The 26,757-nt window shown below is 60.5% G+C and carries 18 protein-coding genes and 1 pseudogene; 5 read left to right on the plus strand and 14 right to left on the minus strand.

Annotated elements, in window-relative coordinates; all coding sequences use genetic code 11:
- The 11 genes from AC6FTP_RS15950 to AC6FTP_RS16000 form a co-directional block, all read right to left on the minus strand.
- The coding region (locus AC6FTP_RS15950; protein ID WP_497207909.1) for a hypothetical protein at positions 1-6,847 on the minus strand (6,847 nt) is incomplete at its 3' end.
- Between the two features lie 97 nt (positions 6,848-6,944).
- Positions 6,945-7,475 (minus strand): Verru_Chthon cassette protein B, encoded by a 531-nt coding sequence (gene vccB / locus AC6FTP_RS15955; protein WP_497207910.1) that lies wholly within the window; start codon positions 7,473-7,475, stop codon positions 6,945-6,947.
- Between the two features lie 167 nt (positions 7,476-7,642).
- Entirely contained in the window at positions 7,643-8,179 is a 537-nt protein-coding gene (locus AC6FTP_RS15960; protein ID WP_497207911.1) for a histidine phosphatase family protein, read from the minus strand.
- Positions 8,180-8,228: 49 nt separating this feature from the next.
- Positions 8,229-11,639, minus strand: coding sequence for a PVC-type heme-binding CxxCH protein (locus tag AC6FTP_RS15965; protein WP_497207912.1), 3,411 nt, complete (start codon positions 11,637-11,639; stop codon positions 8,229-8,231).
- 68 nt (positions 11,640-11,707) lie between these two features.
- Entirely contained in the window at positions 11,708-12,691 is a 984-nt protein-coding gene (locus tag AC6FTP_RS15970) for a fatty acid desaturase family protein (protein ID WP_497207913.1), read from the minus strand.
- A 140-nt stretch (positions 12,692-12,831) separates the two neighbouring features.
- Positions 12,832-13,653 (minus strand): LamG-like jellyroll fold domain-containing protein, encoded by an 822-nt coding sequence (locus tag AC6FTP_RS15975; protein ID WP_497207914.1) that lies wholly within the window; start codon positions 13,651-13,653, stop codon positions 12,832-12,834.
- Between the two features lie 40 nt (positions 13,654-13,693).
- On the minus strand, positions 13,694-14,524 hold the full coding sequence (locus tag AC6FTP_RS15980) for an alpha/beta fold hydrolase (protein WP_497207915.1): 831 nt from the start codon (positions 14,522-14,524) through the stop codon (positions 13,694-13,696).
- A gap of 101 nt (positions 14,525-14,625) precedes the next feature.
- Positions 14,626-15,267, minus strand: a complete 642-nt coding sequence (gene bioD / locus AC6FTP_RS15985; RefSeq protein WP_497207916.1) for a dethiobiotin synthase — start codon at positions 15,265-15,267, stop codon at positions 14,626-14,628.
- 49 nt (positions 15,268-15,316) lie between these two features.
- Positions 15,317-16,228 (minus strand): sugar phosphate isomerase/epimerase family protein, encoded by a 912-nt coding sequence (locus AC6FTP_RS15990; protein ID WP_497207917.1) that lies wholly within the window; start codon positions 16,226-16,228, stop codon positions 15,317-15,319.
- Positions 16,229-16,267: 39 nt separating this feature from the next.
- On the minus strand, positions 16,268-16,579 hold the full coding sequence (locus tag AC6FTP_RS15995) for a DUF3467 domain-containing protein (protein ID WP_497207918.1): 312 nt from the start codon (positions 16,577-16,579) through the stop codon (positions 16,268-16,270).
- A gap of 59 nt (positions 16,580-16,638) precedes the next feature.
- Entirely contained in the window at positions 16,639-18,507 is a 1,869-nt protein-coding gene (locus AC6FTP_RS16000; RefSeq protein WP_497207919.1) for a hypothetical protein, read from the minus strand.
- Positions 18,508-18,533: 26 nt separating this feature from the next.
- On the opposite strand from AC6FTP_RS16000, the gene queF reads away from it, so the two are divergent.
- The 3 genes from queF to AC6FTP_RS16015 are packed head-to-tail and all read left to right on the plus strand — an operon-like array spanning position 18,534 to position 21,678.
- A complete protein-coding gene (gene queF, locus AC6FTP_RS16005; protein WP_497207920.1) occupies positions 18,534-18,974 on the plus strand; it encodes a preQ(1) synthase in 441 nt (146 codons plus the stop codon).
- A gap of 10 nt (positions 18,975-18,984) precedes the next feature.
- Positions 18,985-19,662, plus strand: coding sequence for a 7-cyano-7-deazaguanine synthase QueC (gene queC / locus AC6FTP_RS16010; RefSeq protein ID WP_497207921.1), 678 nt, complete (start codon positions 18,985-18,987; stop codon positions 19,660-19,662).
- 12 nt (positions 19,663-19,674) lie between these two features.
- The gene (locus AC6FTP_RS16015; RefSeq protein WP_497207922.1) at positions 19,675-21,678 is read left to right on the plus strand and encodes an ATP-dependent DNA helicase; all 2,004 of its coding nucleotides are present in this window, start codon (positions 19,675-19,677) and stop codon (positions 21,676-21,678) included.
- On the opposite strand, the gene AC6FTP_RS16020 is transcribed toward AC6FTP_RS16015, so the two are convergent.
- A complete protein-coding gene (locus AC6FTP_RS16020) occupies positions 21,668-22,933 on the minus strand; it encodes a sulfatase family protein (RefSeq protein WP_497207923.1) in 1,266 nt (421 codons plus the stop codon). The genes AC6FTP_RS16015 and AC6FTP_RS16020 overlap by 11 nt on opposite strands.
- A 94-nt stretch (positions 22,934-23,027) precedes the next feature.
- Between AC6FTP_RS16020 and AC6FTP_RS16025 the strand changes: the two genes are divergently transcribed.
- On the plus strand, positions 23,028-24,038 hold the full coding sequence (locus tag AC6FTP_RS16025; RefSeq protein ID WP_497207924.1) for a hypothetical protein: 1,011 nt from the start codon (positions 23,028-23,030) through the stop codon (positions 24,036-24,038).
- The gene (locus AC6FTP_RS16030; protein WP_497207925.1) at positions 24,035-25,159 is read left to right on the plus strand and encodes a hypothetical protein; all 1,125 of its coding nucleotides are present in this window, start codon (positions 24,035-24,037) and stop codon (positions 25,157-25,159) included. Before AC6FTP_RS16025 ends, AC6FTP_RS16030 begins: the two co-directional genes overlap by 4 nt.
- A gap of 10 nt (positions 25,160-25,169) precedes the next feature.
- Here the strand turns inward: AC6FTP_RS16030 and AC6FTP_RS16035 are convergent, their stop codons facing one another.
- Both AC6FTP_RS16035 and AC6FTP_RS16040 read right to left on the minus strand, forming a co-directional pair.
- On the minus strand, positions 25,170-26,138 hold the full coding sequence (locus AC6FTP_RS16035; RefSeq protein ID WP_497207926.1) for a peptidyl-alpha-hydroxyglycine alpha-amidating lyase family protein: 969 nt from the start codon (positions 26,136-26,138) through the stop codon (positions 25,170-25,172).
- A 284-nt stretch (positions 26,139-26,422) separates the two neighbouring features.
- A pseudogene (locus tag AC6FTP_RS16040) lies at positions 26,423-26,757 on the minus strand (family 16 glycoside hydrolase); the annotation flags it as partial.

The following is a 26,757-nucleotide window of genomic DNA, read 5'->3' on the forward strand; positions in this document are numbered from 1 at the left end:
ATTCGAGCGTCGCAGCATCATCGATGCGGTTGATATTGTTCCGGTTGGCCAGGGTGCCATTAGCGGGGTCCGTCGTAGCAGATGTGGTGACTTCATTGTTGAGATTCAGAATCCCCGCCTGTCCCACGCGGCCTCCGATGATCACGGAAGACTTCGTGCCACTGAAATTGTCCGAAGTGGAAGTGGACCAAGTGTTCCCATCCGCCGAGGCGAGACCGCCATTGCCCAGCGCCAGGGTCTTGCCTGAAGCCGCGATGACCGTCTGAATGGCCTCCAAATGCCGCACATCTTTGATGATGTAACTGTCCGCCGCGCGTGCCACCGACCAAGCGGTGCCATTGGTGGATTTCAGGATCAAGCCGTCTTCGCCGGCAGCCAGGAACTGGGCTCCCGAAATCCCAATCGTGTAGAGGTCGCGCCCCGTGGCCGAATCTCTCGAAGTCCAGGCGACGCCATCGGGCGATGTCGTGATGGCTCCATAACCGCCGACAGCGATGTATTGGGTGCCCGTCCACAACACTTCCTGCAAATCAGACTGATTGAGGATAGGGGGCAGTTCTCCCAGGCGGTTGCTGATGTTCTGGACCACTGTCTGACCCGATGAAACCAAGCCTGTGAACACACCAAGAGCCACGACTGTGGCACCTGAACTCAGGTTCAGTGAAGGGGCGGAAGAGAGGGTTATCTGGCCGCTGGTGCTATTCAGACCCGTGATGATCAGGGTGCTGAAGGTGCTGACCGGGTTCTGCGAGCCTGAAACGTAGATGGACTGGCCGATTGACAGGCCCGCGAAGTCACCCGCCGCTACTCCGGTGATGAGATTGGAGCCATTGGTGGTCGATCCGGTAAAGGTGTAGAGCGGCACATAGCCAGAACCAATGGCCGCCGAAGAAAGGGTGAGGGTGTTCGCCGTCGGACTATAGGATGAAATGGTCACCCCGCTGCCGATCCTGTTGGGATAGGCCGCGACACTGCGGCCTGCTGTCAGATGAGCGACGGCTCCAGTCAGGGGCTGGATGCTGCCCAGCACTCTGATGTTTGACACCGACGCACTACCATTCACGAGATCACCCGTCATGACACCAAATCCAGCCCTGATGCTCTGGTTGGCCGGATTTGCCAGGGTGATCCGTCTATTTTCAGGGCTGATGTCTGTGATGAGCGTGGGCGCGGCAAGGGCGGTGCCATGCAGGAGCATGCCCACCATCAAGCCTTTGAAGTCAGTCACCTCGGTGATGTCCCTGGAGCCATTGACCGAAACGCCAGTGAGTGTTTGCAGCGGAGCCTGACTGATCGTGGCCGTGGCAGGAGCTGACATGACCATGGAACTGCCAGCCTCATTGACGGTACGGACCGTTGTCCCCGCCTGCAGACCGCTGGTGGAGAAAAGTTGCAGCCCGACCCGGAAAGAATACATACCCGTGACGTTGGTGACGGTCGTGCTGCCGGAAGTGGTGTTCCCTTTTAAAGCCCCAAAGCTGGTGTTCGTAGAGGTGACACTGGCGGGATTGTTCAGGATGATTTCCCTGGCTGCCCCCGCTGTGTTGGTGCCGACGATCACATTGGGCAGGTCCGAAAGTGGTGGTGTGATGCGCGTCCACACGAGCCCGGTGTCCGAGTGAAGTATCCTGCCGAGTTTGCCCACAGCGACCAGCTTGGTGCCGTTCCATGCGATGGCATTCAGATCGACTGATGTGGATGACGTCAGCCCCACCCAGGTATCACTGCCTCCGCCCGCCGAAGCGAGGATGAGTCCGTCATCCCCCACGGTCACGAGGTCAAACCCAGCCTGGAAAGCCTGCCCGGCGGGACTGGTGAGTGCCGGCTTGTTCAATGTCAGTGTGTCAGCACCGACGCTCTGAATAATCGTGCCTGCTGCGAGCACTCCAGGGGCGGAGATCGGCATCCCAGCCACCAGTCCCGTCACATTCGACACGCCTGTGACGCTGGAACTGCTGGCTGTGAAAGTCCCCGTCCGCGTCATCAATGTTTTCGCCACGGTCATGGCCACACCCGTGCCTGTCGCGGATGCCTGCTGAGAAAGCGTCACGGTGGTTGCCGTGCTGGACTGGACAACCGTACCGGCTGGAAGCAGCCGACCAAATGCCGCCATGCCTGCGGTATAGGCACCGATATTGGTCACATCCTCCACCACCGCAGACTCTCTGACCACACGACCCGTGAAGACACTCAGCGGCACTGCCGTGCGCGTTGCAGGAACAGGCTCGGACAGTGTCAATGTAGCCGCTCCTGGATTGATGGCTGTGATGCGGACTCCAGCCGGGAGACCATTGCCTTTCAGCACCATGCCCACAACCAAGCCTGCTGTGTTGGAGACCGCAGTGATCTGGTCCGAGCCAACGACGGTATTCCCGGTCAGCGTGAACAAGTCCACACCAGCCAGACTCGCGCTGGCCACCTGACTCAGAGTGATGCGGTTGTTCGGGCCATCCGTGCTTTGAATGGTGGTGTTGATTGGAATTCCCGTACCCGTAATCTGGAAGCCCGTGGCGAGAGTCTGCGAGGTGCGGACACTGGACACCGTGGTGCTGTTTGCCGTGACGTTTCCTCTGAAGTAGCCAAAGTCCACATTCGTAGCAGTCACCAGGGCGGGAGAATCCAAAATGATCGTGTTGGATGCCACCGTGGCTGAAACGAACTGACCATCGGGCGGTGTGGCATTTCCGATCACTGGCATGCCTGGCAGGAAAGTCAGTCCATTGGATACATTGCTGACCGTGTTAGAGCCCGCAGTGAGATTCCCGGTGAAGGACACGGTGGTCGAGGTGATGGCACGCAGCGGACTCACCACCGAACTGCTCTGCAGCGTCCATGTGTCACCGCCATCCGTCGAAGTCAGCACGCGTCCCAGCTCTCCGACCACGACGAGGCGATCTCCCGTCCATGCGAGACTGAAATAGGGCACTTCCGCCGGATCGCTGTACACCAGGTCCCAGATCGTGCCATTGAGCGAGGTGTGGATGGTCCCCTTCTCCGTGACAGCGATAAATTTGCGTCCGTCATGCACCACGTCCGCGAAATTGAGCGATTCACCACGGATGGCACCATCGGTCTGACTCGTGTAGGTGAAGGTGATCAACGTGCCTGCTGCGAGGGTGGTCGGCTTGCTCAATTCCACGGTTCGAGTCACCAAGTTCACCGCGACGATTTTTGTGTCCGGTGCAACCTTCTTCGTCGCATCCCCTGATGTGCCAATCCTGAGGGTGAGGATGGAACCCAAGACGAGGTTATTGGCATCCGTAAGGGTAATGAAATTCGAATTCGTCGCCGTGTTCTGAACCGTGCGATCCGCAGCCAGAACCCGTGTATTCAACCTGACCAGCATGTTCGTGAAGCTGGCAGAACCCGTGGACTCCAGCACCCCTTCGCTGGAATAGCCGATGTTGGAGGAGTTGAGCTGCTCCCCCTGAATGTCAAAGGTGGCACCCGCCTGGCCGAATCTACCCTCCGCTTCAAGAGCACCGATGGACAGGGAGGCATTGATGGACACCACCTTATTCAGCCCTCCATCACCCAGGATAGTGAAAGTCCCATCAATACTATTCGTCCCGCCTCTGAGAGAGGCCGCACCAGAGCGGAAGTTCGTGGTGCCCGCTGTCATGAAGAGGTTATCCAAGGCCAGTCTGCCACTGCTAAAATTCAACGCACCGATGCCATTCTTTCGGAACTGGGCATCGCCGATCAAGTCATCGTCGAAATTGACCGTGACACCGCTTGTCGTCTCCAGGTCGATTTCCGTTCCTGTGGCTGCCACGATGCGGCTGGCCCAACCGGTCGTGTTGATCAGGCGCAGGAACCCCTCATTCAGCGTCGTCAGACCCGAGTAGGTGATGTTCCCGCCCAGAAGCGTCAGGTTGCCAGTGCCATTTTTGGTGATGCCGATCGTGCCCACGCCGCTGCCTCCAGACCGGTTGCGGATGAATCCGCCAATATAGGAGTCCAAGTTGTTACCACCCAGTGTCAGCACGGAGTTCGTGTTCACGGTCTCGCCTTCCATGTTTTCCAGCACCAGAGCATTGCCGACATCAATGATATTACCGATCGTTTCATTGCCGCCCATGAGCTTGAAATAGCCCCAGCGGTTCGTCACGGCATCCACCGTGATGGTGCCGGTGTCACTGATCTGATCGAGAAACGGCGTGCGGTCTGTCAGACCAGCACCGCGATCAAACAACAACTGCAACACAGCATGGCCGCCCGTGCCTGCACTGGCGTTTCCGAGCAGAACGTTCTCAAATGAAGGGCCGCCGAAAGCCCCCAGTTCGATCTGGGCACCGGCGTTATTAAATCCACGATTTTGGAGCCACAAATCCACCAGATTACCTGTGGGCGCCTGCCCTGTGATGGTGAGCACTCCATTGCCGTCGGTGATCAGTGAACCTGGTCCTGTAAACCCTCCGGTCGCCGTCAAACGCCCGGCATTCACACGGAGATTCAGCTGATCCATCAGAGTAATCGGCGCATTGATCACATCCTGGTCTCCTTGCAGCTTGTTGAGGAATGACTTGCCAGCGCCAATCTCTCCCATGCTGAAGGTGAGCGTGTTTTCAATACCGCCGGTGCCGGTGTTGAAAATGTAATCTTCACCGCCTGTGTCCCCGATCGACAGCGTGCCCACTGTGCGTGCGGCCTCCATGGTGATCGTTCGATTGCCCGTGATGTCGCGATTGAACTGCACATATGATCCCACGCCTCCTGGCCCCAGAGCCACAGGGGTGGAAACGCCCGTGGGAGCGGCGATCGCCACCGTCGGATCAGAAACATAACCATTGCCACTGCTCGTCACCGTGACCGATTCAATGGAGCCGTTGGGAGCGAGAACAGCAGTTGCCGCTGCCGGATCAGCACCGCCTCTGGTGTTGATCACCAGATTATCCCGGATCTTGCCCGAATTCACCGTCGCTGTCGCTGTCGCATGAGCGCCCCCGCTGGCGATCCCACCTGAGAAGTTCAGGGTCGGAGTTACGGTATAACCGCTGCCAGGATAGTTGAGCGTGAGGGTGGAAAGCCTGCCAGCAGCCACCGTGGCAGTCGCTGTTCCATAAGTCACCCCATTGGAGGTGAAGACCACCTGCGGAACACTGGTGTAGCCCGAACCACCACTGGTAAGCGTCAGACCGGTCACCCGCCCGGCATTGGTGCCGCTCGTGGCAATCGTCGCCGTCGCAGTGGCCGGATTGCTGACATTTCCAGGGAGGATCTGGATGCTGGGTGCGGAGGTGTAGCCACTCCCTCCAGCATTGACCGTGATGGATGTTACCCGGCCAGTTGCATTGATGTTCACCGTACCGGCAGCCCCAGAGCCACCACCTCCAGAAAAGATCAGTGTCGGGGCCACGCCATAACCTGAACCACCATTGGTCACATTGACAGCCGTCACCGCCCCACCTGAAACAGTCGCCGTCGCAACGGCTCCAGTGCCATTTCCACCTACAATGGAAACGGAGGGAGCCACAGTGTAACCACCACCGCCATCCTGGATGGCAAGGGCCGTGATAACCCCGGTCGTGGCATTTCGGGTAGCCGAAGCCACCGCTCCAGTCACCCCATTGCTGACAAATCTCACGCGCGGGGCCGACGTGTATCCCTGCCATCCGACCGTGCCAAAAGTCACCGTAGGCCCCGCGATGTAGCCCGATCCTGCATTCAGCACGTTCACCTGAGTGACGAGATTGCCCGTCCGCTCGGAACTTGCCGTGGCAGTCCTGAGCACTGGAGCTCCTATGACCACCGTAGGCTCCGAAGTATAACCCTGACCAGAGCTTAGCAGATTGATCGACGCAATCGCTCCCGCAGAAGACAGCGTGGCTGAGGCCGCCGCTCCCGAGGCTCCCCCCGGCGGCACACCCGGCGGCACCGATATTGTCACCTCACTCACGCCTCCAGCGTCCACCGTCACATCAGCATAGGTGGCTCCTGTCGCAACGACACCCCCGCCTGAGAAGATGGCCTTGGGAGCAGCAGTGTAACCTGTGCCTGGATTATTGATCTCCACTCCAACAACTCTGCCATCCTGCTCGAACACTGTCCCTGTAGCGACATTCGTGGGTGAAGGGCTCACAATGATCACCGTCGGAGGATTGGCTATGTTGTAGTTGGAGCCCTGATTCGTGATTGTGATGCCCGTAAGTTCTCCATTGGCATTGATCGTCGCCGTCGCAGCAGCACCAGATCCCGATACCGAACTGACGAAGGCAATGGTTGGGGGAGTCGTGGAGGAGTATCCGCTGCCCCCATTGGTAATATTAATGGCCGTCACGCGGTTCGAACCGCTGGTATTCGTCACCGTCGCCGTGGCCGTGGCCCCACTGCCCAAGCCACCGCGAAAAGTCACTGTCGGGGGGGAAGTGTAAGCTCCGCCGCCATTGAAGACGATTTCAGGCACGCTGGTATAGCCAGATCCAGCATCCGTTGCGACCATCCCGGAAACCTCACGTGTGATCTGCACTGACGGCGTGGATGAGTAACCCGCGCCTTGATCGAGAATCGTGAAGCTCGTGATGGCCCCACCACTGATGTTCGCAATGGCACGAGCTGGATAGCCATTGGCCCCCGGATCAGGAATGATCACCGAAGGCGGGGTGGTGTAGCCCGAGCCACCTGACACCAGATTGATCGCCGTGATCTTGTCATTCGTACGCACCACCGTGATCACGGGCGCTGGATTGAGCGACGCAGTGATCACCGCAGGTCTCACGGACTGGCTGTAGGACCAGTTGGTCAAAGAACCCCAGGAACCATTGCCATTCGTATTCCAAGAGCCATTGACCGTGCTCTGAGCCATCGTCGGCCCCACCATCAGCATTCCGCCTCCAGTCAAGGTCAAGACAAGCATTCCCAGAGCAGTCTGGGACACCATCGCTCGAAGTTTCAGCTTCATATTTTTCAAAGGTTGGAAAGTTCAGCAACTCACATCTCACGATTCACGGACGCATTTTGGCTATAAGGCTGGTGAAGCGCTTCACCTGCGCCGCAGGCGGTGGATTATCGAAATTAAAGTTCACACTCTGCACTGCCGCCACATCGATGCTCACGCGGCGCAGATTCTTATTGCGGGTACTCCCTTTGTTTGAGGGCAGGATGGCACCATTGGTAACTTCCGTTTGCTCGGCCAACTGCACCCTGGCCACATAAGTTGTATATTGTGACTGTGTAGTGCGCAGCCCCTGATCATCAAACTGATACACCAGCTCTCCCGAACCAGATCCGACGATGCCGCCCATCGTGGACCAGTCAGAAGCCTGAAGTTCACCCACAATCTGGTCCACAATGCGCGTCTGTGCCTGCTCATTGGCAGTGCGGCGGGACATTTCCAACCCATGAGGCAGCAGACCGAGGATGGTCACCACGCCCAGCCCCATGATGCCAACGGCTAGAACGACCTCGACCAGGGAGAAGCCATGCTGGATTGACACACGGAGCCGACGGGCGGAGGAGAGAAGTTTCGCTTTCATGGAAGGGTTGGAGATCGTGAGTTACGGCTTGTGCGTTTGGACCTAATACTGGATTTTGTGTTGAGAATACCAAGTTTGCCCTCGTACCGTCAATTTAAATACATGGTAAATACCGTCCCCTAGGAGCTTTGGGGCATGAAAGTGGCACATTGAAGGCCCGTTTGGGTTCACTTCCGCTCAAAAACATAAAGCCGCGCATTGTCAGCCAGGCCGAATTTTGGCCCGCAAAACCCTCGTCTCAGCAGCTCTTTCCGCAGATAAAACATCATTCCCGCGTGGGATACGATCAAAAGATCCTCCTCATGGCCCTCAATAAGATCTGCCGCCGCCCTCACCCGACCCAGAAAATCATCCCGAAGCTGACTCTGCGACGAATGACCCGTCATCCAGGCCAGCCGCAGCAGCCAATGCCACACCAAGACCGGCAGCCTCAGCCGCCCGGTACGGAAGGGGGCGAACTCGGCCTCTCGCAGCTCTGCTAATGGCAGAATCTCCCCCGAATACAGCGTCTGCGCTGTCGTGTGAGCACGGGAAAGGTCACTCGCGTAGCATCGCGCCCAGCACTCCCACTCCAGTGTCACCGGAGTGGGACAAACCGCCGCCGCATCATATCGCATCCGCCACGCCTGGAGATCATCCGAAGTCATCCAACCCCTCGGCATCGGCTCCGATACCTTGAAATGACGTACAAGACCAACTTTCATGGCATGGGTAACTCCAGAAATGAGCGCTCTGGAAGTTTGGGCGCGGCGATTACTGCGTCACCGCCTGCGCTGCGCCGTCCAGGATCTCCACGCGGAGCTGGCTCATGTCCGCAGCTTCACGACCGATGACTAGGCTGATCGGAGTGATTCCGGCGGGCAGGTCCAAAGTCAGTTCGGGTGTCACTTCGGGCAGGGATTTGTCACCGACGACCACGTTCACGGCCTTCACGGCACTCAGGCCGAGCTTCACCTTGCCAGCGGCCTCCATCTTGAGGCTGAATTGGGCGATCTTCGGAAACCAAGGATACATTTTCGCCTCCAAGACCTCGCTCAGAGGCAGGTCACCGCTGACTTGGGAAAGGCGCAGTTCCCAGGGGTATTTGCCGTCCTTTTCGTGCAAGGCATGAAGGCCGACGTGGCGGACGTGGTCGATGACCTCCTTGTCCATCGTGCCCATGACCTTCCAGGTGCGGATGTAGCGATTCGGTTTGATCTTGTAGGCACCTTCGCGGCCCAGCTCGGACAAGAAGCGCACGAGATCGACGAACTCGTCCTCCCGCAGGCTCGCCGTCAAACCGGCGGGCATCATGCTCGCTGGGCTCATCTGGCGGTTCGCGATCTGCGCCTTCGGGATCTTCTGGAGCTGGTTCGCTGGATCGCGGATGATGACTTCATCCCCACCATCCTGCACGAGGCCGCCGGCGAAGACTTTGCCGTCCTTCGTGGAGATGATGATCATGTGGTAGCCCTCCTTAATTTTCTTCGATGGCTCCAGCAGACTCTCGATGAGGTAATCCACCGGCGCACTGCCGCCGATGCTTACGAGGTTCGGCCCGAGCACGCCGCCCGCATCGCCGATAGCATGGCAGCTCTGGCAAAGCAGCATCTGGCGGCGATACACGGACTCACCGCGCGCTGGATCACCCTGCGCCTTCACCTTCTCGACCATTGCCGTCATCTGTTCTGGCGTGAGAGTTTGGTTCATCTGCTTCACGCCACCGGCGGCGCGTAGTGCGTCTTCGAGAGGTCCTTTGATGCCGCGTGTGGACACCATGCGGATGCCTTCCACCGCGATGAAATCAGGGATCTTCTTGCCGCCCAGCTCCTTCGCCAGCACAGCGGGCAGTTGCTTGTTTTTCAAGAAGGCCGTGAGGATCGGTGCCGCCTCTGCCGTGGTCTTCGCCGTGGCGAGGAACTCCACCGCGCGCATCGCTGCCATCTGCGGTCCCGTGTCGGTCAGGCCTTGCACGGCAAGGCCTCGCAGCTCGGCCTTTTCACGGAAGACTTTGTCGAAGAAGTCGCGTGACTTCACCCCGCCGAGCTTCGCCAAGCCCTGCACCGCGCCATCGCGGATCGCTGCCTGTGTATCCGCAGCCATCAGGATTGTTTCCAGCGTCGCACGAGCAGGCTCGATCTTCCAAGCGCCAGCCAAAAGCGTGGCGCGATGCACGATCTCCGCCTTCGGACTCGCCAGCCAAGCCTGCACGAGTGCCTGCGCACCTTCCGGCTTCACACCGCGAGTCATGCCCGCCTTCACCAGTGCATCCATCAAGCCCACAACCTGCGCGCTCATCGCCGGATCATTCACCATCTGGCTGATCTCCAGCACCTGCGCGGCATCACCAGCGTCTCCCGCCATGGCGAGCACGGCAGCGGCGTCATCAGCGGCGAGCTTGCCTGCTTTAAAGGAAGCCAGCAGCGGCTTCAGCGCTTCACTGCGACCCGTGGCTTTCATCGCATAGACGAGGTGCTTCGGATTGTCGTTCAGCTTCAAATCACCCTTCAAAACCAAAGGCAGCCACACATCCGTCTGCTCGCGGGCGATCAGTTCCAACAGGAAGTCGAGCGACTCATCCATCGGCTTGTCGAGCGCGCGCAGCGCCACTTCGAAGGACTTCGGCTGACGCACTTCAGAAAGCACGCCCAGAGCCCAAAGGCGCACCTGCGCGTTCTCATCGGCGATGCCTTTTGCCAGCACGTCCATCGCGTCTGGCAGCTCGCGCCAGCGATGTGTCAGCAGTCGATACGCCGCTGCACGCGCCGGGGCTTCAGGGCTCGCGGCGAGTTCACGCCAGAGCTTCGCGGAGAACTTGTTCACGCACTCGCGCACCCAGGCTGCTTCGAGAAGATTGTGCCAGTAGTTCTTGTCCGCTTTGTCGAGACCTTCGACCCAGGTTTTCAGTGCGGGCAGCACCTGATCGGCACCGCGGGCACGCAGTTCTTGTTTGGCAAAATGACGCGTCCATTTGCGATCCGCCTTCAGCATCTCCAGCAGCTCGGGTACGGGCGTGCCGACGATCTTCGGCATCTCGCTCAGCGGGCGACCTTTCGCCGTCAGACGCCAGATGCGGCCATGCACTTGGTCACGACGCGGGTCGCGGAAATCGACCTCGCCGTGCTGAATGATGGGGTTGTACCAATCGGCGATGTAAAGCGCGCCATCCGGGCCTGTGCGGATGTCGATGGGACGGAAAGCGCGGTGGTTGGAGGCGAGAACATCGGGCTCCTGCTTCGCGAGGTAGCTGCTGCCGTTCGGCGTCACGCGGAAGCGATTCGTGCGGTTGCCACGGAAGTCATTCGTCACCCACGTGCCCTGCCAGTCGGCGGGCCAATGTGGATCGTCGATGTATTCCAAACCGCACTGCTTCGGTTGGCCGGGGCTGAGTCCGTGCAGAATGCGCTTCGCTCCTGGCGAGGTGAGATAAACGCTGCCGAGGAAGATTGGGTTCAGGCCCTCGCCGCCCGCGCCATCGGTGGCAAAAGACTGGCCCCAGCGGTCAAATTCATAGCCCCAGGGATTGACGAGGCCTTTGCTCACGATCTCCAGCCGCCGTGTCTCGGGACGGAACTCCCACACGCCACCGCCCATCAGGCGACGCACGCCATGCGGTGTCTCGATATGGCTGTGAATGTAGATCGACTGCAAAAACGACAGCAGTCCTTCCGGTGTGTGTCGCATCGTGTGCAGCAAATGATGCGTGTCCTCCGTGCCGAAGCCGCTGAGCACGATGGTGCGTTCGTCGGCCTTCAGATCGCCGTTCGTGTCCTTGAGGAAAAGCACCTCCGTCGAGTTCGCCACATACGCGCCGCCATCCGCAGGGATCACCGCCGTTGGGATGTGCAGATTCTCGGCAAACACCGTCGATTTGTCCGCCTTGCCGTCTTTGTCCGTGTCTTCCAGCACGATGACCTGATCCTTCGTGCCATCGCCCGGCTTGATCTGCGGATACGTCGTGCTGCTCACCACCCAGAGCCTGCCCTGCGCGTCCCAGTTCATCTGTACCGGCTTCGCGATCATCGGCTCCTGTGCCCAGAGAGAGATCTCGATCCCCTCCGGTACCACGAAGCCAGCCTTCTGCACCTCCGGGTTCGGATCAGGCAGATCAGCCGTGGATTTCGGCTGCGAAGCCAGCGCGAGTGAGCCTAGAAGCGGCAGGGAGAAAAGAAGACGCAGAGTCATAAAATGGCAGGGGAGCCATCATACGACGCTGTCTGGGGTTTTTGGCAAGAAGTTCTCTCGCCAGAGACTCACTTCGCCGAACCATCCAGCGCCACCATCTTCTGCTGCTTTGCGTCCCACACCTTCAGGCGCAGGCAGCGGTAGATTTCCACTGGGTTCAGCGACGTAACCTTCGGGTTCCGCAGCTCCGGGATGGCCGCCAGCACCTCGGGCAGGCGATAGAAGGGGATGCGCGCATTCAGATGATGAATGTGGTGATAGCCGATGTTCGCCGTGAACCACGCCATCAGTGGCCCCGTTTTCAGATAGCTGGAGGATTCCAAAGCCGCGCGGTCATAGGTCCAGCCCGACTTGTCATAGAACGACACGCTCGGAAAATTGTGCTGCGCATAGAAAAGATAGGAGCCGATCGCGCTCGCGATGAAATGCGGGATCACCTGCGTGATCAGCCAGGCCTGCCAGCCAAAGGTCGTCAGCAGCCAGGCCGCGATGCCGAAATGAAGCACCACAGCGATCAGGCAGTCCCAATGCTCGCGGGGCTTCGACACAAACGGCCGCAGGCACATGCCGTGCAGGAAGATCGTCAGGTAGCCCAGCAGGATCGTCAGCGGGTGCCGCATGAAAAGATACAACCAGCGCGCTGACTTCCGCGCCTTTTCAAAATGCTCCCGCGTCATGATCGGGAAGGAGCCGATGTGAGATCCCTTGATCTTCGAATTGTGATTGTGGTGATGATTGTGCGAGGCACGCCAGATGCTGCTCGGGCTCAGCGAGAGGATGCCAAACCCACGCATAAACCACTCCGCCGCCTTCGACTTCGGCAGGATCGCGTGGTGCTGCTGATCATGATAAATCACAAACAAGCGCAGCAGCAGCAGCCCGGAGAGCACACTGCATCCCAACCTCAGCGCCCAATGCGGCGCGAACAGCGTGCCCACGACCACCGTCACGAGCAGCACTGTCGTGGAAAGGATGGCCCACCAGCTCCGCAGAGTGCTGTCCACAGCATAGGGTTTCGTGGCGAGAATAAGCTCAGGTCCGGACCGGCTCACTTCGTCAAGAATGTCGGACTCTGCTTGGGCTGGGCCATTTGTCATTTTTGGAGCCTGAAACAGCCTCAGTATCAAGACCTGCGCAACCTCACAATGTTAGACAAACAAAATAGCCAGTGCCCCATTTTGAGGCATCCAAGTCACCGCAGACCACCCACTCCACCTGGGAGCTGAAACACCTGCTTGATCTCGGCATCCGAAAGAGCACGGTCAAATACGGCCAGATCATCCTGATGTCCCACATACGAGGCTCCGAGCACCAGCGCCACACTGGCCGGGTCCCAGCCGAAGCTCAGATCCCAGTTCTCGATGCTGCCCTGCTTTGCCCCATTCAGGTAAAGGCTGCCGCTGGGCTTGGCGACCTTGCTATTCACGTTCGAGAGAGTGAAGGCCACGTGCGTCCAGGTATCGCAGCTGAAGGGCGGCTTCGCGACCTGCACCATGGGTCGCTTTTCAAACGGGATGTCCGCCCACTGGACGTTCGTCGGATTCCAAATGTGGAAGAGCGGACGCACGGCGTAACGGAAGAAGCGCGGTGTTTCGTCCTTGGAGAATTCGAGGAAGATGTAGCCCTTCTTCGTGTCATCACCCGTGATTTGTACAGGGTCGCAGTAGCCGGGCTCCAGATCCTCGTCCGGCGTGAGCTTCAGCCAGATCGAGACCGTGGCGCTCCAGCTCTGAGCATTGTAGCCGAGCATGTTCACACCGCTGAACTGCGGGCGAGTCACCCCCTTCTTCGGGTAATGCAAGCAACCGCCGAACTTCCCGCCTGTCGCCTCGAGCTTCACATCGTCATTCGGCACGCAAGGCACGCCCTTCTTGCTGTAGCAGGTCTTATCTCCCTTGCTGAAATCTGCATACAGGCTGCTGTCGAACGACGCATGGAAGACAAGCGATGTCTTGAGAGCATCCTGAGCAAATCCAGGAACGGCAAGACAGAGGGAAATGATGAGGTTTTTCATGGCGTGTCCTGCATACGACACGACTCAGGAGTGTCCTGCGCTACTTCAGCGTCTTCTTCAGCCAGGCGATCATCTGCGCCGCGTAGTCCGAGTTCAGCTTCGCCCAGCCGCCCATGCCATGGCCGCCGCCAGGGATGGTGATCGTCTCACAGGCATTGCCCGCCGCTTTCATCTTGGCCTGGAACTCCATGCTCTGGTCATAGTCCACCGTCGTGTCCGCATCGCCGTGAATGAGCAGAAAGGGCGGCAATCCAGCCCGCATTTGATGGAAGGGAGACATGATGGCCAGCTTGGTCCACGTCTCCTCATCCAGCGTGTCGCGACCGATGAGCCCCGCCAGTCCGCGCAGCTCGTTCCGGCGTCGCACATGCGTCACCAGATTATGCGGTGCATAAAACGGCACCACGGCGGCCACACGCGTCTCACCTTTGCCAGTCACGCCCGCCGCCGACACCAGATAGCCGCCCGCCGACTCGCCAATGAGCGCGATGCGATTCACATCGACTTTGTATTCCGCCGCATGAGCCTTCACCCACTTGATCGCCGAGGCCACGTCATCCGAGCACGCCGGCCACTGATGCTGCGGAGCGAGCCGATAATTGATCGTAAACCACGCAAAGCCCGCCTTGGCCAGCGGCTCAAAGATCGGCGTGATGAAGGTCTGCTTGTCCCCCTTCGTGAACCCACCGCCATGCACCAGGATGCACGTCGCGAACGGCCCCTCCCCCTCCGGCACAAAAGCATCCAGCGTCAGCGAGACATCACCTGCCTTGGCAAACTCGACATCGTGCTTCATGCCCGGCAAAGTGAAGGGCGCTTCGGCGGCAGGGAGGGTAATGACGAGCAGGGAAATCAGGGCGACGAGTTTCATCGCTTTGCCAAACGAGGAATCACAAGCCGTCTTCCGCCGTAAAGCGAGATTCCGTCTCGACGTCAGCGAGTTGAAATTCACCCCCCACCCGTTGACGACTTTCAAAGTCCTTCCAAGGCCAACCCCTCAGGCCAGTCGATCTCCGTCTCGCCGTGCATGATTTCGGCGAGGACGGGGACGTCGAGGAAGTTCATGAGGACCATGCGGTTGGAGATGCTGGCGGCATCACGTTCGTCGTGGGCGTAGTTGAGGATGACGCCGGCGCAGGTGAGGCCGCGCTGCTGGATGTTCCGCACGGTCAGCAGGGTGTGATTCAGGCAGCCGAGTCGATTGTTCACGACGACGATGATAGGCAGCCCAAGCTCGGCGGCGAAGTCGGCCATGGTCTGTTTGCCCGCGAGCGGGACTTCCCAGCCGCCTGCGCCTTCGACGAGGACGTGGCTGTGCCGTGCAACGAGGGCGTGGAAGCCCTGGCGGCCTGCTTCGACATCGACGGCTCGGTTTTCCAGCAACGCGGCGGCGTAGGGTGAGGCGGGGACTTTGAGGAAGACGGGGTTGATTTCTTCGACACTCAAAACACCACCGCTGGCCTGTTGGATGGCGAGTGGATCACGCCGATCACCGCAGGCGAAGGGTTTGTAGCCGACAGCATCGTGTCCGGCGCGGCGGAGGGCTTCGATGAGGAGGCAGGTGACGTAGGTTTTGCCTGCGTCGGTGTCGGTGCCGGTGATGAAGTAATGCATGAGACGTGTGGAAACACGCCTCATGCGGAATCTTCAGCGGGTCAAGGCATCACGCCCAGCCCATCCAGTCTTTGAGCACTTTGAAGTCGCGCAGGTGGGCCTCGCGGAACTCTTTGAGCACGGCGGGGTCCTTGGGGTCGCCTTTGAGATACTCGACGTGGAGGGAGATGGGGCCGGTGTAGTTGTTCTTCTTCAGCAGCTTGGCGAAGTCGGGGTTCACCTGGCCTTGGCCGAGCGGGCAGCCTTCGGCTTTGCGGCCTTCCCATTTGAAGTCTTTGAAGTAGATCGCTCCCCAGCGATCGGAGGTCAAAGCGGCGCTGAGAGGCCACTGAAGTCCGCCTTCCACGGTGGCGTGGAAGATGTCGTAGCAGAAGGAGAACTGCTGCGGGGTGTAGTCCTGCATGAGGCTGTAGATGTCCCAAATCGGAGCGCCGAAGTAGTCCTTGCCGCTGTGGTTCTGGAAGAGCGGCTGGATGCCGACCTCGCTACAAAGCTGGATGAGGTCTTTGAGCTTCGGTTTGACCTCCTGAAGCTGGGCCCAGATGGGCTTTTCGAGGTCATACTTGTAGTAGTTCATGCGGAAGCGCTTCACGCCGAGTTTGGCGGCGGTGCGCAGCACAACTTCGGTGTTTTGCTCGGCGCTGACTTCGTTGATGCCGGAGGTCATGATGGTGAGCTCCAGGTTCTGCTTCTTGAGCGCTTCGACATACTTGGGCAGCTCATCCACGACCTTCTCGGGCTCGATGTGACCCTTCGGACGGATGGGCGACTCGACACCATCGACGCCCATTTCCACGGCGAGACTGGCGATGTCATCGAAGCTCAGGCCCTGGAGGTGCTTGGTGAAGAAGCAGAGCTTGTTGGCGCGGGTTTCAGCGGCACTGGCGGTCGTGAGGCCCGTGGTGGCGAGTGATCCGGCGAGGAGGGAGGCGTTTTGGAGAAAGCTGCGGCGGGTGGTCATGGCGGTGGTGATTTGAAGGCTTGGGAAAACGTGGCGAACTCAGGACTTCACACGCTTCGTGACATCGAGCTCGATGACGCCGTACTTTTGCTCGTAGGCTTGGAGCGTCTGAGTGAGGTGCAGCCAAAGGCGCTTCGCGCCATCATAAGAACTGACCACGCGGCTGACGATGCGGGCTTCCTCCTCGATCATGGGGCCGAAGGCATTCAGGTTCAGCGCGAAGTCGAGCACGACCTCATTCGGCGTGGCGAAGATGCGGCTGACATTGGAATAAACAGCCTCAGGTGATGGCGCGGTTTTGGCCTGGGCAGGGGCGGACTCGGGAGTGATGATTTTGACAGAATCGGACATGATGACGTGAGCATGAGCGCTGCGACGGCGGCTGCCAAGACTCAATGTGGTCGCGCAGCCTAGTTCTTCGGCGTGCGGACCTTGTCGGTATAGAAAGTCATCTGCATGCTGAGATTCTCCCTGGCCCCGATGTTCTGCACCATGAGGGGCAGAGGGATGATGAATTTAAAGTCGGGATAGGGAAGAAACTCGCGGTCCAGCGCGAGCATCGGGCCGCGGAAGATGAGGTCGGGCCACTCTCGGTAGGGGCCGGAGAAGGCCTCGTGGAGATGATTCACCTTCGAACTCAGCGGCGTGACCACAATGCCGGCCACGGACGTGCCCTGAGCCTCTGCCTTATCGGTCATGGCAGCGAAATCACTGCGCCGCACCGGCAGCCAGACAGAGCGGACATCGGCATACCAGGCCACAAACCACGGTGCATCGGAGAAGATCATCTCATTGGGCTCAGTCAGTCGGCGCACATAAGACACGCGGTCAGGCACATAAGGCGGCCAATGCGGGTAGAGACGCCCTCGCAGCATGAGGCCCATTTTCACCTGGGCAGGCAGCTCGGCGGCCATTGGGATCGCAGAGACTGCCACGGCGATGACCCCGAAGCCCAGCCGTGCCCAGAAACTCACCGCATTGCTGCTATGAAGCCGCGACCACAAAACCGCGAGCATGGCCGTGCCAAAGATGCTCATCGCCGGTGCGAGCACGATGTACAGCGCCTGATCATCCGCCGTCTCGTCCGGCAATCCCAGGAACCCCATGCCCAGGGCGACCGCACCCAACATGATGGTCAGCGCGTAACAACTGCGTGCAGATTCACGGCGGCGAAAGCGATGCAGCAGCGCTGCGAAGAAAGCTGCTGCTGGCACGATCAGCCCGAGGTGGGCAAAGCCCTGCGAGAGCTGATCACGCCAGTTCACGGAGATTTTGCGCAGCAAGTCATCCACCGCCACGGGCTGGGTGGTGATGGAGAACTCACGCTGGAGCAGCGAAGGCTCCATGGAGAGCAGATGGGATTGAAACAGCGTCTTCGCACCGCCAAGTGCATCTCCACACTCACGCGTCAACCACCAGCCCCAGGCTCCATAAGCAGCCACGGGCAGCACCGCCATGATCACCACGGCAAACCGTTTGCCCGGCAGGGTAAAGGCCGCTGCCACCAGCAGCCCTGCCACCAGCCACAGAGCCATCCAATGCGTGAGCAGCATCAGCGCCGCCAGCAGCCCGATGAGCAATGCCTGGAGCATGATCCCCTGCCCGTCCTGCAATCGGATCTGTGCCGCCGCGAGGAATCGGAAAGTCAGTGCAAACAGGGGTAGCAATAGAGCGACTGGACTGCCGCTCACTGCAAGCTGCCAGAGAGGTTCGCACACGAGCAGACTGAGCACGGCAAATCCAGCCACTGTGTCATCAAAGAGTCTCCGTGCAGCGCCATGAGTCCACACCAGCGTCAGCAGCAGGCAGGTCACACCGAGGCATGCGATCACGCGATCCAGCAGATAAATGGAACCTCCTTTGGCCGGATCGAAGAGCTGATGCCGCTCCAACAGCTTGAAAATCGGCGCTAGGATCAGCGGCTGCAACGGCGGCTGCGTGATCTCGGGCATGGCCTCAAGCGCCACCGTTTTGCCTGATGCCTCCATGCGTGCCCAGGCATAGGGGCGGATCACCTTCGTCGTGTAACCATGCCCACGCGCCACCTCACGGGCTAGCTGAGCCTGCTCCATGCCCGTGGCGCTGCTCAGGCCGCGAAAGGTGACGAACACATGCAGCAGCGCCAGCACGATGGCCGCCCCATACACGACCACTCGAAGTAGTGGATGGCTGGTGACTTGGGAAGACGGGTTGGACATGCGTGAGATGATTTGCTCCAGCTTGCCGTGGTTTTCAAACGTTTGAAAGCCTCGTGTCGTGCCAGCACGGTTGCGACTCACGGCATCCCAGCCATACTGCGCCGCTCATGTCCGCCTCCACCCCACTTGATCTCACCCTCCTCGGCCGCTCCGAGCACAAACTGCCGCCCTCGCCTGATGAGGCGGTGCTGGAGACCTTCCCAAACCGCACGCCGGGCCGGAACTACACCATCCATCTCAGCCAGCCAGACTTCGGCTCGCTCTGCCCCGTCACCGGCCAGCCCGATGCCGCCCACATCGAGATCCTCTACGTCCCGGACACGCTCTGCGTGGAGACGAAGTCGCTGAAGTTCTACCTCGCCAGCTATCGCAACCATGCCTCATTCAATGAAGCCATCGTCAACCGCATCCTCGACGACCTCGTGAAAGCCTGTGCGCCAAAGCAGGCCATCGTCCGTGGTCGCTTCGCCCCGCGCGGCGGCATCCAGCTCACCTGCGAGGCACGCTTCCCGAACTTCGAAGGCAGGCTCGAGTGGGAAAAGAAATAAGGCACCACGCATGAAAACGCTCGTACTCCTCAGCGGCGGCATGGACTCCACCGTCGCCCTTTATCAGGCCCGGCAGGAGCACGAGGTCGTGGGCGCGGTGAGCTTCGATTACGGCTCCAAACACAACGCCAGCGAGATCGCCATGGCGCGCTGGCATTGCCAGCAGTTCGGGCTCCGGCATGATGTCGTCGCGCTGCCTTTCGTGAACGAACTCTTCGCCTCCGACCTGCTGCAAAGCGGCGGCGACATCCCCGAAGGGCACTACGCGGATGAAAACATGAAGCGCACCGTGGTGCCCTTCCGCAATGGCATCATGCTCGCCATCGCCTGCGGCATCGCCGAATCACGGGAAGCTGAGGCGCTCGTGATCGCCGCTCATGCGGGCGACCACGCCATCTATCCCGACTGTCGCGAGCCCTTTATGCAGGCCATGGCCGCCTCCATGCGCGAGGGCACCTACGCGCGAATCGAGCTGCTGCGTCCCTTCATCAGCATGGACAAAACAGGCATCGCCAAACTCGGCCACGCCCTCGGCATCGACTTCGCCCGCACCTGGAGCTGCTACAAAGGCGGTCCCATCCACTGCGGACGCTGCGGCACCTGCGTGGAGCGGCGTGAGGCCTTCATGCTCGCCGGTCTCGATGATCCTACGGAGTATGCGTTGCAAGGCGCGCTGCCATCGGCATAGCCACAGCCCTCCATGATCAGCATCCTCGAAGCCACTCCCGGCGCCACCGGCCCCTCGCTCGCCGACCGGATGCATCTGGCCTTTTCCCAGGATGGAAAGCTCGCCGAGTCACCGCAGTTCGAGTTCCGCCCGCAGCAGCAGCAGATGGCTCAGCTCGTCGGAGATGCTTTGGAAAAGAACCGCGCGCTCATTTGCGAAGCCGCCACCGGCGTCGGCAAATCACTCGCCTACCTCATCCCCGCCGCCACCTTTGCCATCGAGCACAAGCGGAAGGCCATCATCTGCACCCACACGATCAATCTCCAGGAGCAGCTCATCCACAAAGACATCCCCATCGTCAAAAAGATCGTCGGGGACTTCCACGCCGAGCTGCTGAAAGGCCGGAACAACTACCTCTGCCCCACGCGCCTGAAGCACGCCTTCTCGCAAACTGGCGATCTCTTCAGCAGCAGCGAGGCCGCCGAGCTTCAGCTCATCGAGGAATGGCATCGCGAGAATCCCACCGCCACACTGAGCGAGATGGACTTCACGCCCGGCGCGCGCCTTTGGTCCATGATCCGCAGTGAGCCGCACGCCTGCACTCCACGGCGCTGCCCGCCAGGAAGCGGCTGCGTTTACCAGGATGTCCGCCGCCGCATGGCCGCCGCGGACGTGCTCGTGCTGAACCACACGCTCTTCTTCACCCTGCTCGCCTCCGCCGATGAAATCCTGACCGAAGACGCGAACTTCATCTTCCCGCGTGACTTCGTCATCATCGACGAAGCCCACACCATCGAGAACATCGCCGCGCAGGCCTTCGGCATCCATGTGAACGAATCCAGCGTCCGCTTCGAACTCGGTCGTCTCTACAATCCGAAGACACGCAAAGGCTTCTTCCAGAGCGTCGGCGACAGCGATGCCATCCGCGAAGTGACGCAGAGCATTGGAGCCGCTGAGATGTTCTTCCGCGAGGCCGAAGCCCGCTGTAAATTCAGTGGCCCGTATGGCAAAGAGTTCCGCATTCGCGAAGCCGGGCTCACCGAAAACACGCTCGCCCTGCCGCTGCAACGCGTCGCCAACTACGCCATCAAAGCAGGCGATGCCGCGAAGAGTGAAGGCCAGAAACTCGAGCTGCACGACATCGCCAAACGCCTCACCGCGCTGCGCACCGACCTCTCCGCCTTCCTCGATCAAACCGAAGACGGCCATGTCTATTGGGCCGAGCGCGGCACCGGAGACACTCGCAATCTCTCCCTGCACAGCGCCCCGATCGACGTAGCGCCGAAGCTCGAAGAGATCTTCTTCTCCGGCGGCAAAGCCTGCGTCTTCACCAGCGCCACTCTCGGCATTGGCGATGACACGCAGCTCAACTACTTCCGCAACCGAGTCGGTGCCCAAAAGGCCCGCGCCTCCTGCATCGAGAGCCCCTTTGACTTTAAAAAGCAGATGCGGCTCTACCTCGTGAAGAAGATGCCCGAGCCGAAGGAAGCCAGCTACGCCGACGCGCTTCAGGAGAAGATCGAGCACTTCCTCGAAATCTCCCAGGGCCGAGCTTTCGTCCTCTTCACCAGCTACTCACAGCTCACCGCCATGGCGGACCGGCTGGAGGACTTCTGCGATGACCACGGCTGGCGCTTGCTCGCCCAAGGTCGCGGCATGCCACGCCACCAGATGCTCGCCGAGTTCAAAAAGGACGTGCACAGCATCCTGTTCGGCACCGACAGCTTCTGGACCGGCGTCGATGTCCCCGGCGAAGCCCTGAGCAACGTCATCATCACCCGACTCCCCTTTGCCGTGCCCGACCACCCCGTCGTCGCCAGCCGCTTGGAGCACCTCGAAGAACAGGGCCGGAACAGCTTCAGCGAATACAGCGTCCCCGAAGCCATCCTCAAACTGCGCCAGGGCGTCGGTCGCCTCATCCGCACGCAGAAGGACAAAGGCATCATCGCCATCCTCGATCCCCGCATCATCTCGAAGCCCTACGGCCGCGCCTTCATGGCCAGCCTGCCAGATTGTCCCGTGGAGATCATCGGGTAACCCCCGTGCTAGTGCGCAACTCCGTCGCGATTTTATCGAGCCTTTGCACAACCTCAGGCTGGCTCGCAGAGACATCCGTCATCTCCGCAGGATCAGACTCCAGATCAAACAGCCTTGGCAGTGGACTCAGATGCAGTTTCCAGCGACCTTCGCGGATGGACTCGAGGCGCTTCGCCTTGAGACCGTAGAGGGAGTAGAGCGTGGTGCGGCGGGATTTGGTCTGCGGGTCAAGAAGGAGGTCAAGTTGGTCAATGCCGTCAAGATTCGATGGAGGTGACGTTTCGACGAGACGGGCAAAGGTGGGCAGTAGATCCAGCGTGTTGAACATCTCGGCACAGGCACGATTCGCAGGCACTTTGCCCGGCCACCACGCGATGCACGGCACGCGCAGACCGCCTTCATAGACGGTGTGCTTCGTGCCGCTGAGCGGCGCGGCGGTGCCGGGCGTTTTGCGCTCGGGGCCGTTGTCGCTGGTGAAGATGACGAGCGTCTTCTTCGCGAGACCGAGGGCGCGGAGTTTGTCGAGGATCTGGCCTGTGCTGTCGTCGAGTTCCTCGACCACATCGCCATAGAGACCGCGCTGGGACTTGCCTTTGAACTTTGCCGATGCGTCGAAGGGTAGATGCGGCATCGCATGGCCGAGGTAGAGGAAGAAGGGCCGCTCGCGATTCGCCTCGATGAACTTCAGCGCCTCAGCCGTGTAGAGTCCTGTCATCTCGGCGGGAACAGCAGGTCGTTTCTCGACCACATCACCGCGCAGCACCGGCATGCCGCCTTCCTTTTCAAACACGACCGTCTCGAAGTGGTCGAGGTTGTGCAGCACGCCGTAGTAGCTGTCGAAACCCTGATCCAGCGGCCTCATGCCTTTGACAAAACCGAGATGCCATTTGCCGATGCAGCCCGTGACATGTCCCGATGCTTTGAAAACTTCCGCCAGGGTCGTCTCACTGCTCGCGAGGCCGTTTTGAGCATCTGGACGCAAGACACCTGTCGCCAATCCGACACGACCGGGATACTTGCCCGTCATCAATGCTGCGCGCGATGGTGTGCAAAGCGCGGAGGTGACGCTGAAGTCGGTGAAGCGCGTGCCCTCAGCCGCCATGTGGTCGAGTTGGGCTGTGCGGATGTCCTTCGCGCCGTAGCAACCGAGGTCGCCGTAGCCGAGGTCATCGCAGTTGATGAGGATGACATTGGGCCTCGCCGCGCAAGCGGGCAGACCAAGAAATAGGATGAGGCAGGCAAGAATGGACTTCATGGCTGGGAAACGGAGGTTGTGGTTTCGTTCTCCCATCCGCTCAAAACTGCTTTTCGCCAAGCTCTTGAGGGGCTCATGCGTTCTGCTGGGCAAAATGACGCCCTGCTATCGCACCCTGACCACCACCACGCTCTGTTTCATCCTCGGAGTTTTCGCCGGAAAGTGGGACAGCACGCCCGTCAGGGTCCAGGCCCCCGCCCGGCGCGCTGAGCCCATCCCCAGCGGCACGCCACTGGCAGCGCTGCCACCTCCCTTCACCAGCACCACCGCCTCCATGGAGTGGGTGCGTGCGCAGATGCAAAGCGGCGACACCAGCGCGGCGGAGCGCTTCTTCCGCCAGGGCACCGACCTCACGGATGAGCAGCGCCTCGGGCTGGCGCGGGAGTTGGTGCAAAACGCCCGCCGCATGGACCCCCACGTGCTCGCCCGCATCATCCTCGGCCTGCCACGTGGACAGGCTTCGGACACGCTCCTGTGGCGCTTGGTCAGCGATTGGAGCACGAACGATGCAGAGTCCACGCTGCTCTTCATCGAGACCCTGCCCCCCGACCGCCTGAACTCCGTCGGCGTGCTCACGAACTCCGCCTTCGGCCTCTCCCGCCTCCCCGCCGAGCGTGTGCTCGCCCTGGCTGCCAAACTGGATGACCACGGCCGGTCTTACCTCGCGGAAGGCCTCGTTGGCTTCGCCGATCAGGCGGGCTCCTGGCGCAACACCACCGCCATTTTGGCCAAACTCAACGGCACAACGCCGCCGGATGCCATCTCCGCCGCCTACATGTTCGGCATGAGGCTCACCGAGATCGACCCACAGTCCCTCGAAAAGATGATCACCACTGCAACCGATCCATCAAATCGTGACAAACTCCTCCAGGGCTACGCGCACATGACCGGCAGGAACGATCCCGCTCGCGGCCTAGAGTTGGACGCGCAAATCCAGGACCCAACAGTCCGCGAGAAGCATATCAAGTACCACACCGATTACTGGCTGGAGAGCGACCGCACCGCCGCCCTGGCCTGGCTCCAGGGCCCCGCCGCCGCGCAACTCATGGACCGCGAGGAGCGCGCTCGGCTGCTCCGCATCTACCGCCTGGAGGCCTCACGATGAGAGCCCTCCGCCAAACACTGCTGCATGGGCTATGCGGCATCGCAGGCTTCTGGTTCGTCTCCTCGCCGGATCAGGCAGCGCCGCCCGCAGACGCCCAGTCCTCTTCAAAAGAGCCCGCCACGCGGATCGCGTCGGCCATGCCTACAGCACCGCCACGAATCGCCTCAGAGGCCGGCCTTGCCCAGCTCACACCGGAGAACTGGGCGGAGGCCATCTCCCCCATCTCGCAGATGCGCCTCTATGAGCTGCCCATGATGCTGCGCGGCCTTCTCAGGAATCCCTTCCCGGACGTGAGATGGCGGCTGATGCGCTACCTCTTTGAGCGCTGGGCCGTGCTGGATCACGCGGGCGCGCTCGCCGCCATGCGCGGCATTTCTTCCCCCCAGCACAAAGAGAGCGCCCTGCGTGCCATCCTCGGCATCTGGACAAAGTCAGACGCGGACGCCGCCTGGCAATACATCACCGCCATGGAAGATGACAGCGTGCTCCAGGAGGCCGGCATCGAAATCCTGCTGGGCTTGAATGACGGCGCCAACCCACTGCGCTACCTCGCCTGGGCCGTGCAGTTGGACGATGTCTTCCTGCGTGAAAAAGCGCTCGTCCAGATCGGGGACAGTTGGATGTCAAAGGACCCGCAGGGTGCCCTCGCCGTCGTCATGACAGTGGAGCCCCAGCGGCTGCGCGACTACCTGCTCTCCAAGCTCTGCCACCGTGATGGCGTGGATCATACGACAGGGCTCGCGGCCGTCGCCACACTCCCTTCCCAGGCCGAGCGGAGCCGGCTGAGCGAGGAATGGATCGGAGCTTTCGGCAATCATCAGCCGCAGGAAGCCTTCCAGTGGCTCCTAGCTAATGCCGACCGCCCGGAGCTGCAAAAGTCCGCCGACACCCTCGGCGGCATCATGACCGTGAAGACCAAGAGCGTCGCTGACCTGCGTGCGATGGCCCTCCAGCTCCCCGCCGGACCACTGCGGGATGCCTTCGCCGCCCGCGCCGCTGATGAATGGGCCAACACCGGCCACCCCCTGGCCGAGGCCGAGAGCTTGCTCTCCCTCAGCGGCCCCTGCATCGAGCGCGAGTCTGCGCAAAGCACGATCGCGAGCAAACGTCGGCAACCCTGAAGACCGCCAATCAGTTCCCTCGCACGAACTTCTGCACGCGCGCTCCCGTGCCTTCGGCGATGTAAACCGCGCCATCAGGGCCGATGCCGATGTCGTGGCCGAGTTGGAACTGGCCGTGGCCTTTGCCAAAGGAGCCGAAGGTGTCGATGACGGTGCCGGAGGCATCGAGCTCGACGGCTTTGCCGCGCAGCTCGGGCTTCAGCGAGGGTGATCCGCCATCGATGATGAAGACATGATCGTCAGGTGCGGTGGCCAGGCCGTAGGGCTTGCCGAGGTGCGGACCTTTCCAGGCGGCGAGAAAGCCACCGCGAGCATCGAAGAGCTGGAGGCGTTCGTTCTCGCGGTCACAGACGATGACGCGGCCCTGTGAGTCGATGGCGATCCCGTGCGGCAGGTTAAACTCGCCATCGCCTTGGCCCTTCGTACCCCACTCGAACTCGAACCGGCCCTCGGCACCGAACTTGATCACGCGGGTGTTCTTGTAGCCGTCGCTGATATAGAACGAGCCATCGCGCAGCACCGCGACGTCGGTGGGCAGATTGAAATGCGAGTGATCGGAGCCTGAGACGCCTGCCTCGCCGAGTGTGAGGAGCACTTTGCCATCCGGCGTGCATTTGAAGACCTGATGCAGGCCCACATCCGTGAGCCAGACGTTGCCTTTGTGATCGATGGTCAGCCCGTGGGGCATGATGAAGCGGTTCTCACCCCAGGTGGCGAGCAGCCTGCCCGTGGGCCCATCGAAGACGCTGATCGTTGGCTCGGCGATGGGCTCTTTGGGGAAGGGATTCGACCACTTCCTGCCACTGCGGTGGAAGACGAAGACACGGTTCTGCGCATCGACACCGATCCCAGCACAGAGGCCGAGAGTGTGGCCTGCGGGAAGTTTCGGCCAGTCGGGCACGACTTCGTGGTGCGGCTGGGCCAAGGCGGAAGCCGTGAGCAGAACTGCGCAGGCGATTTTGGCGGTGAATGAGATCATCTGGAGTCTGTCTGTGTGCTTTGGGTGCGCATGAATTGAACGAGCCAGCGAACGAGCTGAACATACGGTGTTAGAGCCAGCGCCCAGAGCCAACACGTGGACCACCCGCGGTTTTTGAAATCCAAAGGGGCGACTGCCCAGACATCCACGATGAGCATGCAGAATACGATCGGCACTAGCTGCTCAGCGTAGCGTCCACGTCGCAAGGCTCCGACAACAAGCAGAGCAAAGCAGCCAATCGTTCCAATGTTGGATAGCGTGTAGTCGGACATGACACCCCATGTTTAGCGTAGCCTCCACGCCTTCACGTCATCCACCTGGGCGGAATTGTTCACGGCGAGGGTGATCATGCGTTTGGTTGGGTGGGCGATGCCTTCGCTGGAAAAGGTGCCGGTGTCCTGGCCGTCGATCTTTACGGTCATGGTGTCGCCAGAGACAGTGATGTGAAGCGTGTGCCAGTCCGTGGGCTTGAGGGCGAGTTTGAAGGACTTGGTCTTTGTTTTGAGCAGGGCGGCGAGTTCGGGAGACTTGTCGCCAGCCTGGCGACGCTCGCGGATCTTGTTGTCCATGCCGCCGGTCTTGGAATCCATGATCGTGAGGGCTTTGTTGGTCACGCGGG

Origin of the sequence: Prosthecobacter sp., assembly GCF_044378005.1 — a bacterium.
In the GTDB taxonomy this organism is placed as follows: Bacteria; Verrucomicrobiota; Verrucomicrobiia; order Verrucomicrobiales; family Verrucomicrobiaceae; genus Prosthecobacter.